12 protein-coding genes are annotated in these 12719 nt (G+C 68.1%); 9 read left to right on the forward strand and 3 right to left on the reverse strand.

The features are described 5' to 3' along the window. The first annotated feature begins 9 nt into the window (after window positions 1-9). Genes gspD through ACE3T8_RS01955 form a run of 3 tightly spaced genes read left to right on the forward strand, consistent with a single transcriptional unit; the run spans window position 10 to window position 3952 of the window. Window positions 10-2187 carry a type II secretion system secretin GspD gene (gspD, locus tag ACE3T8_RS01945; protein WP_374606363.1) on the forward strand — a complete coding sequence of 726 codons (2178 nt, stop codon included), beginning with the start codon at window positions 10-12 and terminating at the stop codon, window positions 2185-2187. Further along, entirely contained in the window at window positions 2184-3038 is an 855-nt protein-coding gene (locus tag ACE3T8_RS01950; protein ID WP_374606365.1) for a glycosyltransferase family A protein, read from the forward strand. The genes gspD and ACE3T8_RS01950 overlap by 4 nt, the downstream gene beginning before the upstream one ends. Then, a complete protein-coding gene (locus tag ACE3T8_RS01955; RefSeq protein WP_374606367.1) occupies window positions 3035-3952 on the forward strand; it encodes a glycosyltransferase family 2 protein in 918 nt (305 codons plus the stop codon). Before ACE3T8_RS01950 ends, ACE3T8_RS01955 begins: the two co-directional genes overlap by 4 nt. Here ACE3T8_RS01955 and ACE3T8_RS01960 read toward each other — a convergent pair. Genes ACE3T8_RS01960 through ettA form a run of 3 tightly spaced genes read right to left on the reverse strand, consistent with a single transcriptional unit; the run spans window position 3873 to window position 7164 of the window. Further along, complete coding sequence (locus ACE3T8_RS01960; protein ID WP_374606368.1) at window positions 3873-4574, reverse strand: DUF2306 domain-containing protein; 702 nt, start codon at window positions 4572-4574, stop codon at window positions 3873-3875. The genes ACE3T8_RS01955 and ACE3T8_RS01960 overlap by 80 nt on opposite strands. A gap of 56 nt (window positions 4575-4630) precedes the next feature. Beyond that, window positions 4631-5446: an orotidine-5'-phosphate decarboxylase gene (pyrF, locus tag ACE3T8_RS01965; protein WP_374606370.1), complete on the reverse strand. Its 816-nt coding sequence runs from the start codon at window positions 5444-5446 to the stop codon at window positions 4631-4633. A 56-nt stretch (window positions 5447-5502) separates the two neighbouring features. Beyond that, a complete protein-coding gene (gene ettA / locus ACE3T8_RS01970) occupies window positions 5503-7164 on the reverse strand; it encodes an energy-dependent translational throttle protein EttA (RefSeq protein WP_374606372.1) in 1662 nt (553 codons plus the stop codon). Between the two features lie 181 nt (window positions 7165-7345). On the opposite strand from ettA, the gene glyA reads away from it, so the two are divergent. The 6 genes from glyA to ribB are packed head-to-tail and all read left to right on the forward strand — an operon-like array spanning window position 7346 to window position 12706. Next, window positions 7346-8617, forward strand: coding sequence for a serine hydroxymethyltransferase (glyA, locus tag ACE3T8_RS01975; RefSeq protein ID WP_374606374.1), 1272 nt, complete (start codon window positions 7346-7348; stop codon window positions 8615-8617). A gap of 6 nt (window positions 8618-8623) precedes the next feature. Beyond that, a complete protein-coding gene (gene nrdR, locus ACE3T8_RS01980; protein WP_374606376.1) occupies window positions 8624-9148 on the forward strand; it encodes a transcriptional regulator NrdR in 525 nt (174 codons plus the stop codon). Next, the gene (gene ribD / locus ACE3T8_RS01985; protein WP_374606377.1) at window positions 9145-10236 is read left to right on the forward strand and encodes a bifunctional diaminohydroxyphosphoribosylaminopyrimidine deaminase/5-amino-6-(5-phosphoribosylamino)uracil reductase RibD; all 1092 of its coding nucleotides are present in this window, start codon (window positions 9145-9147) and stop codon (window positions 10234-10236) included. Before nrdR ends, ribD begins: the two co-directional genes overlap by 4 nt. Then, window positions 10233-10985, forward strand: coding sequence for a class I SAM-dependent methyltransferase (locus tag ACE3T8_RS01990; protein ID WP_374606379.1), 753 nt, complete (start codon window positions 10233-10235; stop codon window positions 10983-10985). The genes ribD and ACE3T8_RS01990 overlap by 4 nt, the downstream gene beginning before the upstream one ends. Window positions 10986-10991: 6 nt before the next feature. Continuing rightward, window positions 10992-11594 carry a riboflavin synthase gene (locus ACE3T8_RS01995; protein ID WP_374606381.1) on the forward strand — a complete coding sequence of 201 codons (603 nt, stop codon included), beginning with the start codon at window positions 10992-10994 and terminating at the stop codon, window positions 11592-11594. Next, window positions 11591-12706 carry a 3,4-dihydroxy-2-butanone-4-phosphate synthase gene (ribB, locus tag ACE3T8_RS02000; RefSeq protein WP_374606383.1) on the forward strand — a complete coding sequence of 372 codons (1116 nt, stop codon included), beginning with the start codon at window positions 11591-11593 and terminating at the stop codon, window positions 12704-12706. The genes ACE3T8_RS01995 and ribB overlap by 4 nt, the downstream gene beginning before the upstream one ends. Window positions 12707-12719 lie beyond the last annotated feature (13 nt).

Consider the following 12719-nt stretch of genomic DNA (forward strand, 5'->3'; position numbering starts at 1 on the left):
TTTCCCCGAATGAACCTGCGCCCCATCCTGATCGCCGGCCTGGTCGGCCTGCTGGCGGCCTGCGCCAGCAACCCGCAGCCGCAGATCCGCCATGCGGACCGGTTGCCCGCGGGGCAGGCGGGCCAGCAGGCGGGTGACGCAGGTTCCGATGTCGCCGGCATCCGCAAGGAGGTGCTGGAAGAACTCGGCCGCGATGGACCGAAGCCGGTGATCCGCCGCGGCAGCGGCGCGCCGATCAACCAGGCGGCCGCCAGCGCGCCGCCGCCGTCGCTGGCCAGCAGCGGCCAGGCCAGCTTCAACTTCGAGGGCGAATCCCTGCACGCGGTGGTCAAGGCGATCCTGGGCGACATGCTCGGCCAGAGCTACAGCATCGCCCCGGGCGTGCAGGGCACGGTCACCGTGGCCACCCAGCGCCCGGTCGGTGCCGCCGGTGCGCTGAGCCTGCTGGAAGGCGTGCTGGCGCAGAACAACGCGCGCATGGTCTACAGCGATGGCCGCTACAACATCGTCACCGCCGACCAGGCCCTGGTCAGCGGCGTGGTGCCGCGCACCGGCTCGACCGCACTCGCGCGCGGCTTCGAATCGCGGGTGGTGCCGTTGCGTTTCGTCTCCGCCACCGAGATGGAAAAGATCCTCAAGCCGTACGCGCGGCCGAACGCGATCGTCAGCGTCGACGGCGCGCGCAACATGCTGACCATCGCCGGCACCCGTGCCGAACTCGACAACTACCTGCGCACCATCCAGGTGTTCGATGTCGACTGGATGGCCAGCATGTCGGTGGGCGTGTATCCGCTGCAGTCGGGCCGCGCCAGCGACGTGGTGCAGGACCTGGAGCGGGTGTTCGGCGAGCAGGGAAAGTCACCCACCGCCGGCATGTTCCGCTTCATGCCGCTGGACAGCAGCAACGCGGTGATGGTCATCACCAGCCAGCCGAAGTACCTGGACGACATCCAGCAGTGGATCGACCGGATCGAGGGCGGCAGCGGCGACGGCCGCCTGTTCTCGTATGAACTGAAATACATCAAGGCGCGCGACCTGGCCGACCGCCTGGCCGAAGTCTTCGGTGGCGGCACCGGCAACAGCGGCGGCAACGAACCGTCGATGATGCCGGGCGTGGGCACCACCGAGATCAGCGATGCCGGCCTGGACAGCAAGTCCGGTACCTCCAGCGCGCCGGTCAACAGCGGACTGGGCGATGGCGGCAACCTGCCGAGCAACCGCAGCGGCAACGGCAAGGTCACGCTGAAGGTCGAAGGCTCGGAAGTCGGCGTGTCCGCGGTGGAAGACACCAATTCACTGCTGGTCCGCGCCAATGCGTCGCAGTGGAAGTCGATCCGCGAAGTGATCGAGCGCATCGACGTGATGCCGATGCAAGTGCACATCGAGGCGCAGGTGGTCAGCGTGGCGTTGAAGGGCGCGCTGCAGTACGGCGTGAGCTGGTTCTTCGACAATGCGGTCGGCGAAGCCGGCTTTCCGTACCCGACCGGTCGCAACAGCTTCGGCAGCTATGGCGGCGGCATCAGCCAGCCCAATGTGCCCAATGGTGGTGCCATCGGCAACTTGCTGAGCTGGACCTTCCTCGGCAACAACGCGGCGGCGATCGTCAGCGCGCTGGACGAAGTCACCGATGTGCGCACCCTGTCCGCGCCGTCGGTGTTCACCCAGAACAACCGCGAGGCCAGCCTCAACGTCGGCCAGCGCATCCCGATCGCCTCGGTGAGCCTCAATCCGGGCAACGGTAATGACAAGACTTACAGCTCGGTGCAGTACCTGGACACCGGCATCATCCTCAAGGTGCGCCCGCGGGTGACCCGCGACGGCCTGGTCTTCCTGGACATCGTGCAGGAGGTCAGCAAGCCGGGCAGCATCGCCGACGACTACGGCAACGTGCGCATCGACACCAGCAAGGTCACGACGAGTGCCTTGGCACCGAGCGGCGAGACGATCGTCCTGGCCGGCCTGATCAGCGACGGCACCAGCCGTAATTCGACCGGCGTGCCCGGCCTGAGCCGGATCCCGTGGCTCGGTGGTCTGTTCGGCCAGCAGGGCAAGACCACGACCCGCGACGAACTGGTGGTGCTGATCACCCCGACCGTGGTGCGCAACCCGCTGGAAGCGCGCAACCTCACCGACGAATACGGTCGTCGTTTCCGCGCGCTGGATCCGATCTACAAGCCGAAGCAGTGAGCCCGGCGGGCGCGTCCCTTCCCATCGTCCTGGTGCCGGTCGGCACCGACGAGGACGCGCTCGACGCCTGCCTGGCCGCGCTGGATGCATCGACGCCTGCGGGAACGCGGGTGTGGTTGGCCGACGACGCGCAGGCCGGCCCGCGCGGCAACGCGATCATCGAACGCTGGCTGGCGCAGACGCCGCTGCAGGCTGCGCATACGCGGCGTGCCTCGCCCATCGGCGAAGCGGCGCATCTCGACGAAGCCCTGCGCGCCTGCGGCGATGTCGACGTCGCGATCCTGGCCAGCGATGCGCGGCCGACGCCGGGTTGGCTGGAGCGCCTGCAGGACTGCCTGATGCGCGATCCATCGATCGCCACCGCCACGCCGTGGAGCAACGCCGGTGAAGCCGCTTCATGGCCCCGCATCGGCGAGATGGTGGAGGTGGACGCATCGCCGGCACGGCTCGCGCGCGTTTGTGTGCAGGTGGGCCATGCACACCCGACGTTGCCATCGGCGATCACCCATGCCGTGCTGATTCGTGGCGCGGCGCGCGTGCGCGCCGGCGGGCTGGATCCGGCGAGTTACCGTTCCTGGTACGCGGCGTTGATCGACCTGTCGCTGCGCATGTCAGGGCTCGGCTGGCGCAATGCGTTGTGCGAAACCGCCTTCGTGCTGCGCGCTGTCGAAGGCGTCCCGACCGATGGCGACATGGAGGCCTTGTCGGTGCGCTGGCCGGCCTGGCATGCGCAACTGGCGCATTTCCTGATGGACGATCCATTGCGCCTATTGCGCGAGCGCATGATCGACACGCTCGCACGCGAGGAAAGCGCACCGCCGCAGCCGGACCTGTTCGCGGACGCGTCATGAACGGCGACGGCATCGCCGCGATCGTGGTGAGTTACGACAGCGAGGAAACCCTCGACGACTGCCTCGTGCGGCTGCGTGCGGCGGCAGGCGTTGCCGAGATCCGCGTGGTCGACAACGCGTCGCGCGACGGCAGCCTGGACATCGTGCAACGCCATGCGCTGGCCGATCCGCGCCTGCGTTTCATCGCCAATCCGGACAACCCCGGCTTCGCAGTGGCCTGCAACCAGGGCGCAGCCGACAGCCGCGCGCCGTGGCTGGCCTTCGTCAATCCGGACTGCCTGGTCGAAGCCGATTCGCTGGCGCGGATGCGCGCGCATGCGCATCGGGCCGTCGGCGTCGGCGAGGATGGCCCGCGTGACCTCAGCGAGTATGTCGACGTGGCGTTGCGCGGGCAGGGCGGCGACGTCGTCCTAGGTGCCGACCTGGTCGACGACGCCGGCATGCGCGATGCCGCCGCGCGCCGCCGCGATCCGGACTTCGCGGCGATGTTGCGCGATCCGGGGCGCAGGCAGCTCGGTATCGCGATGGATCCATCGCAGCCATTGCAGGCGGTCGATGCGGTCTCGGGTGCGTTGATGCTGATGCCGCGCGGCCTGTTCGAGTGCATCGGCGGCTTCGACGAGGGCTATCGCCTGCACGCGGAAGACCTCGACCTGTGCCGGCGCGCGCGCGCCGAGGGAGCGACGGTCGCCTGCGCGAACGACGTGCGGGTGGTGCATGTGCGCGGGGTGTCCTCGCGCTCGCGGCCGGTCTTCGTGGAGTGGCACAAGCACCGCGGCTTCTGGCGTTACTACCGCAAGTTCGATGCAGCGCGCGATGGCGGATTGGTTCGCGCTACGGTCTTCGCGATGATCTGGGCGAGGTTCCCGTTGGCGGCGTTGCGCGCTGCGTTGCGGACCCGCGCGCGGCCGTGATGCGGCCTCGGGCCCGATCGCCATCCCGGCCAGCCAGCCTGGCACCGGTCCTGTTGAACAGCGCCTCGGCTGCGAGCAGGTTGGGCACCCAGCACAGCCATGCGATCGCCGGATAGGCGGCTTCGAACGGGACGCCGGATACCATCGCCGCGGGCAGATAAAGCCGCAGCGTGACTGCGGCGAAGGTCAGCGCGAAGTTGCGCACCATCCATCGGCGGTGGGCAACAACGTCTCCAGCGAGGATCGCCACGAGTGCCCGGATGGCGGTGTGCAACCAGCACACCGCCAGTGCGGCAAAACCGGCTTTCGCCACCCATGCGCCCTGCGCAAAGAACGCCAGCAACAGGCCGGCACCACCACCGACGAACACGCCCAGCAGGTACAGGCGACCGCTGTTGCGGTGCAGTCGGGGGTGTCTTGCGCGCAGCGACGCGGCGAATTGCAAGGGCCCCAGCGCCAGCGCGACCAGCGAGGCGAATACATGCACGTACAGCACTTCGGGAGTTGCGGCCCCCGCCTGCATGCCGGAAGGGATGCCGCCGGCATAGGTGGCGATGGCGTAGTACGCCACCCCGAGGCAAGCCAGGGCAAGGACGATCAGGCCGAACGTTAGCATCTGCATCCTGGTCCTGGCGGGGCGATGGCCAAGGGATGCCGGATGCGCGATGGCGGTTGCACTCAGCGGCAGCGGTTGATCTCGTCCCGCAGGGCCTTTGCCGCATCCGCGGCGGCGTCGGCAAAGCCCGCGCCGCTGGAGGCGTACAGGATCCCGCGCGAGGAATTGATCATCAGGCCGGTGCCGTCCGCGGTCCTGCCGTTGCGCACGGTGGCTTCCACGTCGCCACCCTGCGCACCGATGCCGGGGATCAGCAACGGCATGTCGCCGACGATGCCGCGGATCACCTTCAACTCTTCCGGGAACGTGGCACCGACGACCAGCGCGCAGTTGCCGTCCGTGTTCCACTCGTTGGCGATGGTGCGTGCCACGTGCTGGTACAGCGGCACGCCATCGACCAGCAGCTCCTGGAAATCGCGCGCACCGGGATTGCTGGTGTGGCAGAGGAACACGCAGCCGCGATCGTTGCGTTGCAGGAACGGCGCGGCGGAATCGCGGCCCATGTACGGGTTGAGCGTCACCGCGTCGGCGCCGAAGCGATCGAAGGCCTCGATGGCGTATTGCTCGGCGGTGCTGCCGATGTCGCCGCGCTTGGCGTCCAGGATCACCGGGATATCGGGATAGGCGCCGTCGATGTGCGCGATCAGCCGCTGCAGCGCGGCTTCGCCGCCGTTGTGCGCGGCGAAATAGGCGATCTGCGGCTTGAACGCGCAGGCGTACTCGGCGGTGGCGTCGACGATGTCGCGGCAGAACAGGAACAGCGCGTCCTCGTCATCGACGAAGGCATCCGGGAATTTCGCCGGGTCGGGATCCAGGCCAACGCAGAGCAGGGAGTCCGCGGACTGCCAGCGGTTGCGGAGTTGTTCGATGAAGGTCATGTCGATCTCCTTGCCTTGCATGCGAGAACGCCCACGTTGCCGTGGGCGTTCCAGGATTACTTCAGCGCCTTGAAGCGCAACCGGTGCGGGCCGGCATCGTTGCCCAGGCGGCGCTTCTTGTCTTCCTCGTACTCGCGGTAGTTGCCCTGGAAGAACTCCACGTGCGAATCGCCTTCGAAGGCGAGGATGTGGGTGGCGATGCGGTCGAGGAACCAGCGGTCGTGGGAAATCACGAAAGTGTTGCCGGGGAATTCCAGCAGCGCGTCTTCGAGCGCGCGCAGGGTCTCGATGTCGAGGTCGTTGGACGGTTCGTCGAGCAGCAGCACGTTGCCGCCCTGCAGCAGGGTCTTGGCCATGTGCAGGCGGCCGCGTTCGCCGCCGGAGAGCGTGCCCACCAGCTTCTGCTGGTCCTGCCCCTTGAAGTTGAAGCGGCCGATGTAGGCGCGCGACTGGATCTCGATGCCGTTGATGTTGAGGATGTCGAGGCCGCCGGCGATTTCCTGGAACACGTTGTGGTTGCCGGTCAACGCATCGCGGCTCTGGTCGACATAGGCCAGCTTCACCGTCGGGCCCATGTCGATGCTGCCGCTGTCCGGGGTTTCCTGCCCGGTGATCATCCGGAACAGGGTCGACTTGCCGGCGCCGTTGGGGCCGATGATGCCGACGATCGCGCCGTTCGGGATGGTGAAGCTGAGGTTGTCGATCAGCACTCGGTCGCCGTAGGCCTTGGTGACATTCTTGAACTCCACCACCTTGTTGCCCAGGCGCTCGCCCGGCGGGATGAAGATTTCATTGGTCTCGTTGCGCTTCTGGTAATCGACGGACTGGAGTTCCTCGATGCGCGCCAAGCGGGCCTTGCCCTTGGAGCGACCACCCTTGGCGTTCTGCCGCGCCCATTCCAGTTCCTTCTGGATCGCCTTCTGGCGGGACTTTTCCTGGTTGTCTTCCTGCTTGAGGCGTTCGTCCTTCTGGGTCAGCCAGTCGGTGTAGTTGCCCTTCCACGGGATGCCGCGGCCGCGGTCGAGTTCCAGGATCCATTCGGCGGCGTTGTCCAGGAAGTAGCGGTCATGGGTCACCGCCACCACGGTGCCGGTGTAGCGCGCCAGGAACTGTTCCAGCCATTCGACCGATTCCGCGTCGAGGTGGTTGGTCGGTTCGTCGAGCAGCAGCATGTCCGGCTTCTGCAGCAGCAGGCGGCACAGCGCGACGCGGCGCTTCTCGCCACCGGAGAGCTTGCCGATGATCGCGTCCCAGGGTGGCAGGCGCAGCGCGTCGGCGGCGACTTCCAGCTGGTTTTCCAGGGTGTGCGCATCACCGGCAGCCAGGATCGCTTCCAGGCGCTCCTGCTCCTTGGCCAGCGCGTCGAAGTCCGCGCCGTCCTCGGCGTAGGCGGCATAGACCTCGTCCAGCCGGGCCTGCGCCTGCAGCACTTCGCCCACGCCTTCCTCGACGGCCTCGCGCACGGTCTGCTCCGGGTTCAGCCGCGGCTCCTGCTCCAGGTAGCCGACCTTGATGCCGGGCTGCGGGCGGGCCTCGCCGGTGAAGTCGGTGTCGACCCCGGCCATGATCTTCAGGACGGTCGACTTGCCGGCGCCGTTCAGGCCCAGCAGGCCGATCTTGGCCCCCGGGAAGAACGACAGCGAGATGTCCTTGATGATCTGGCGCTTGGGCGGGACGGTCTTGCTGACGCCCTGCATGGTGTAGATGAATTGCGACATCGTGGCGTGCTCCGCAGGCAGGCGGCGGCGCCTGCGCTTGCAGGGCCGCGAAAGGGGTTCCGGAATCCGCCGATTATAGCCGGGACGCGGCCTGCGGCGGCGCCCGCGTACGCCATCGCATGGGGTGCGCGGGGCCGTGAAACGTTAAACTTGCCGTCCCCACCGCCACCCCGGAGCTCCGATGTTCTCCCGCGCCGACCTGATCGCCGGTTTCGACCCCGAACTCGCCAAGGCCATCGCCGACGAGACCCGTCGCCAGGAGGATCACGTCGAACTGATCGCCAGCGAGAACTACGCCAGCCCGCGGGTGATGGAAGCGCAGGGCAGCCAGCTCACCAACAAGTACGCGGAAGGCTATCCGGGCAAGCGCTATTACGGCGGTTGCGAATACGTGGACGTGGCGGAACAGCTGGCCATCGACCGTTGCAAGCAGCTGTTCGGCGCCGACTACGCCAACGTGCAGCCGCATTCCGGCTCGCAGGCCAACCAGGCCGTGTATTTCGCGCTGCTGCAGCCGGGCGACACCATCCTGGGCATGTCGCTGGCGCATGGCGGCCACCTGACCCACGGGGCGAAGGTCAATGCCTCCGGCAAGCTGTTCAACGCGGTGCAGTACGGCGTGGACGAAGCCGGCCTGATCGACTACGACGAGGTCGAACGCCTCGCGCTGGAACGCAAGCCGAAGATGGTGGTCGCCGGGTTCTCCGCGTATTCGCAGGTGGTCGACTGGGCGCGCTTCCGCGCCATCGCCGACAAGGTCGGTGCCTATCTGTTCGTGGACATGGCGCACGTGGCCGGCCTGATCGCCGCCGGTGTGTATCCCAACCCGGTGCCGCATGCGCACGTGGTGACCAGCACCACCCACAAGACCCTGCGCGGTCCGCGTGGCGGCATCATCGTGGCCAGCAAGGCGGCGATGGGCGATGCGGCGGAGGAGATCGAGAAGAAGCTGCAAAGCATCGTCTTCCCGGGAATCCAGGGCGGCCCGTTGATGCACGTGATCGCGGCCAAGGCGGTGGCGTTCAAGGAAGCGCTGGAGCCGGAATTCAAGGCGTACCAGGAGCAGGTCGTGAAGAACGCGCAGGCGATGGCCAGGGTCATCATCGCGCGCGGCTACAAGATCGTCTCCGGTGGAACGCAGAACCACCTGATGCTGGTCGACATGATCGGCAAGGACGTGAGCGGCAAGCAGGCCGAGGAAGCGCTCGGCAAGGCGCACATCACCGTCAACAAGAATTCGGTGCCGAACGACCCGCGCAAGCCCTTCGTCACCTCCGGCCTGCGCATCGGCACGCCCGCCGTCACCACCCGCGGCTACAGGGAGCCGGACTGCGTGGCGCTGGCGGAGTGGATCTGCGACGTGCTCGACAACCCGGCCGACGAGAACGTCATCGCCGGCGTGCGCGGCAACGTGGAGAAGCAGTGCAGGCAATTCCCGGTCTACGGCGACTGACCACGCGTGCATTGCCTGTTCTGCCAGCACCACGACACTCGCGTGATCGATTCGCGCGTGTCCGAGGACGGCGCGACGATCCGTCGCCGCCGCGAGTGCGAAGCCTGCGGCGAGCGCTTCTCGACGCTGGAAACGATCGAGTTGAAGCTGCCCACCATCATCAAGTCGGATGGGCGGCGCGAGCATTTCGATGCACGCAAGCTGCGCGCAGGGTTCGATCGCGCGCTGCAGAAACGCTCGGTGTCGGAGGAAGCGATCGAGACCGCGGTGCGCGCGGTGGTGCACCAGTTGCGCATGACCACCGAGCGTGAACTCGCCTCGCGCCGGGTCGGTGAATTCGTGATGGGCGAACTGCGCAAGCTCGACCACGTCGGCTACGTGCGCTTCGCCTCGGTCTATCGCAGTTTCGAGGACGTGGCCGACTTCCGCGAGGAACTCGATCGCCTGGAGCGCGACCTGCCGGGCGAAGGCCAGCTGCCGTTGCTTGGCGGCGACGTGGACAAGCACGCCGACAAGAACCGCAGGAAATGAGCTTCTCTGCGATCGACCACCGGATGATGGCGCGCGCCTTGCGCCTGGCCGAACGCGCCGCGTTCACCACCCGTCCCAATCCGATGGTCGGTTGCGTGATCGCGCATGGCGAGGACGTGGTCGGCGAGGGTTGGCACCAGCGCAAGGGCGGGCCGCACGCCGAGGTCTTCGCGCTGCAGGCGGCCGGGGAGCGTGCGCGCGGCGCGACCGCCTACGTGACGCTGGAGCCATGCGCCCACACCGGCAGCACCGGGCCGTGCGCCGATGCCCTGATCGCGGCGGGTGTCGCACGCGTGGTCGGTGCGATGCGCGATCCGTTCCCGCAGGTGGATGGCGCCGGTTTCGAGAAACTCCGCGCCGCCGGCATCGTGGTGGAATCCGGCTTGATGGAAGCGCAGGCGCGCGAATTGAATCGCGGTTTCCTGTCGCGGATCGAACGCGGCCGGCCGTGGTTGCGGGTGAAGCTGGCCAGCAGCCTGGACGGCCGCACCGCGATGGCCTCCGGCGATTCGAAATGGATCAGCGGCGAAGCCGCGCGACGCGACGTGCAGCAGTGGCGCGCGCGCAGCGGCGCGTTGCTGACCGGCGCCGGCACCGTGCTGGCCGACGACCCGCAATTGACCGTGCGCCTGGACGACGGCAGCGACTTCCTGCCGCCGCTGCGGGTCGTGCTGGACCCCGGCCTGGCCACCGTCGCCCGTGGCCGCGTGCGCGAGGGCGATGCCCCGACGCTCTACCTGCATGCGCCCGAGGCGAAACCACCGCGCGGGCTGCAGGCCGATCACGTGGCGGTGCCGGTCGACAAGGGGCGCTTCGACCTCGATGCCGTGCTGCGCCTGCTGGCGACGCGCGGCATCAACGAGGTGCAGGTGGAAGCCGGTGCGACCCTGGCCGGTGCATTCCTTGCCGCTGGCCTGGTCGACGAACTGCTGCTGTACATCGCGCCGGTGCTGCTCGGCGAACGCGCGCGCCCGCTGTTCGACGGCCTGCACATCGACGCGATGGCCGAACGCCTGCGCCTGCGCACGGTCGACAGCCGCAGCATCGGCAGCGACCTGCGGTTGTTGCTGCGGCCGGAGCCGGCGTGACCTTCCCCGATCATTTTTCCGCGGTGGCCACCCAGTACGCCGCCGCGCGTCCCGAGTATCCGCCGGCACTGTTCGACTGGATCGCGTCGATCGCACCATCGCCCGCGCTGTGCTGGGAAGCCGGTTGCGGCAGCGGCCAGGCCACGCGCGACCTCGCGCTGCGCTTCGACCGCGTGCATGCCGGCGATCCGAGCGCCGCGCAGATCGCGCAGGCACCGAAGATCGGCAACGTCGATTTCGTGGTCGAGCCCGCCGAGCGCTGCGCGTTGCCCGACGCTAGCGCGGATGTCGCCTGCGTGGCGCAGGCGCTGCACTGGTTCAATCGCGATGCCTATTTCGCCGAGGTCGCGCGCGTGCTGAAGCCGGGCGGCGTGCTGGTCACCTGGGGCTACCAGGACATCATTGTGCCGGACGCGCTGATCGCCGCGAACGGCGTGCTGCAGGAGACGATCCGCGCGTGCTGGCCATCGCAGCGCGCCGACATCGATGCCGCGTATGCCGGTTACGAGTGGCCATTCGAACCCATCGCAGCCCCCGCATTCGAACTGACAGCCGACTGGCCGCTACCGCGCTTGCTGGGTTACTTCGCCAGCTATTCGGCCAGCAAGCGCCATCGGGAAACGACCGGTCGCGACATCGTCGCCGACACCGCGCCACTGTTCGAGCAGGCCTGGGGCGATGCGTCGACACGACGCATGCGTTGGCCGCTGTTCGTGCACGCCTTCAGGAAGCCAGGCTTCAAGGAATAGATGCTGATGTTCACCGGATTGATCGCGGGCGTCGGCCAGTTGGCCGCGCGCGAAACACGCGGCGGCGACGCGCGCCTCACCATCGACGTGGGGACGTTGCCGTTCGATGGCGTGCAACTGGGCGAGAGCATCGCGGTCAACGGCTGCTGCCTGACCGTGGTGGCGTTCGATGCGACGAGTTTCGCCGTGGATGCCTCCAACGAGACGCTGGCGCTGACCACGCTTGGTCGCCTTGCCATCGGCGCACCGTTGAACCTGGAACGCGCGATGTTGCCGACCGATCGCCTCGGCGGCCATCTGGTCAGCGGCCATGTCGATGGCTTGGCCATTGCTGCGAAGCGCTGGGACGATGCACGCGCGGTGCGCTGGCGCTTCGCCGCGCCGATGACGCTGCTGCGCTACATCGCCCACAAGGGCTCGGTCTGCGTGGATGGTGTGAGCCTCACCGTGAACGAGGTCGACGACGCAGGGTTCGAAGTCGCACTGATCCCGCACACCGTCGACCACACCGCGTTCCATGCCTTGCGCGAAGGCGATGCAGTCAACATCGAAGTCGACCTGCTGGCGCGCTACGTGGAGCGCCTGCTGGCGACCAGGGACAACGCATGAACTTCGCCCCCATTCCCGAACTCCTCGAAGAGATTCGCGCCGGCCGCATGGTCGTCATCGTCGACGACGAGGACCGCGAGAACGAAGGCGACCTGATCATGGCCGCCGAGCTGGTGCGGCCGGCCGACATCAACTTCATGGTCACCCACGCGCGCGGCCTGGTCTGCCTGTCGCTGACACGCGAGCGCTGCGCGCAACTCGGGCTGGCGCCGATGGTGCAGGCCAACACCGCGCAGTTCCACACCAACTTCACCGTCAGCATCGAGGCCGCCGAAGGCGTCACCACCGGCATCTCCGCCTACGACCGCGCGCATACCATCCGCACCGCGGTGCGCCCGGATGCGAAGCCCGCTGACCTCAGCCAGCCCGGCCATATCTTCCCGCTCACCGCGCAACCCGGCGGCGTGTTGACACGCGCCGGCCACACCGAGGCCGCCAGCGACCTGCCGATGCTGGCGGGCCTGGAACCGGCCGGCGTGCTGGTCGAGGTGATGAATGCCGATGGCGGCATGGCGCGCAGGCCGGAGCTGGAAGTCTTCGCCCGCGAGCATGGCCTGAAGATGGGCTCGATCGCCGACCTGATCGCATATCGACTCGCCACCGAGCACACCGTCGAGCGCATCGATGATCGTGCCATCGACACCGAATTCGGCCCGTTCCGGCTGGTCACTTACCGCGACCGCATCGCACACGAGCTGCATTTCGCGCTGGTGCGTGGCAGGCCCGACAAGGCCACGCCGACGCTGGTGCGCGTGCAGGTGGAGAACCCGCTGAGCGACCTGCTGCACTGGCGCCGCGACGATTTCGGCGTGGCCGCCACCGATGCGCTGCGCGCGATCGCCGCCGAGGGGCAGGGCGTGATGGTGGTGCTGTCCGAGCCGCGCAACGCCGAGGCCCTGCTGGCGCGCCTGCGCGAGCAGGCCGCGCCCGTCGCGAACAGCAAGGACGTGGGCCAGTGGCGGCGCAACGGCGCCGGCGCGCAGATCCTGGCCGACCTGGGCCTGGGCCGGTTGCGCGTGCTCGGCACCCCGCGCCGGCAGGTCGGCCTGGCCGGCTACGGGCTGGAGGTGGTCGAGACCATCGTGGCCACGGCACCGGCGGCTGCGCGGTAAACTGCGCGCCCCC

It is taken from the genome of Thermomonas sp., assembly GCF_041919455.1.
Taxonomy (GTDB): Bacteria; Pseudomonadota; Gammaproteobacteria; order Xanthomonadales; family Xanthomonadaceae; genus Thermomonas.

Coding starts and splice junctions, on each gene's coding strand:
- ettA (WP_374606372.1), bottom strand. CDS start 7,164: ATGTCGCAATTCATCTACACCATGCAGGGCGTCAGCAAGACCGTCCCG.
- glyA (WP_374606374.1), top strand. CDS start 7,346: ATGTTCTCCCGCGCCGACCTGATCGCCGGTTTCGACCCCGAACTCGCC.
- gspD (WP_374606363.1), top strand. CDS start 10: ATGAACCTGCGCCCCATCCTGATCGCCGGCCTGGTCGGCCTGCTGGCG.
- ribB (WP_374606383.1), top strand. CDS start 11,591: ATGAACTTCGCCCCCATTCCCGAACTCCTCGAAGAGATTCGCGCCGGC.
- ACE3T8_RS01960 (WP_374606368.1), bottom strand. CDS start 4,574: ATGCAGATGCTAACGTTCGGCCTGATCGTCCTTGCCCTGGCTTGCCTC.
- ACE3T8_RS01955 (WP_374606367.1), top strand. CDS start 3,035: ATGAACGGCGACGGCATCGCCGCGATCGTGGTGAGTTACGACAGCGAG.
- pyrF (WP_374606370.1), bottom strand. CDS start 5,446: ATGACCTTCATCGAACAACTCCGCAACCGCTGGCAGTCCGCGGACTCC.
- ribD (WP_374606377.1), top strand. CDS start 9,145: ATGAGCTTCTCTGCGATCGACCACCGGATGATGGCGCGCGCCTTGCGC.
- ACE3T8_RS01995 (WP_374606381.1), top strand. CDS start 10,992: ATGTTCACCGGATTGATCGCGGGCGTCGGCCAGTTGGCCGCGCGCGAA.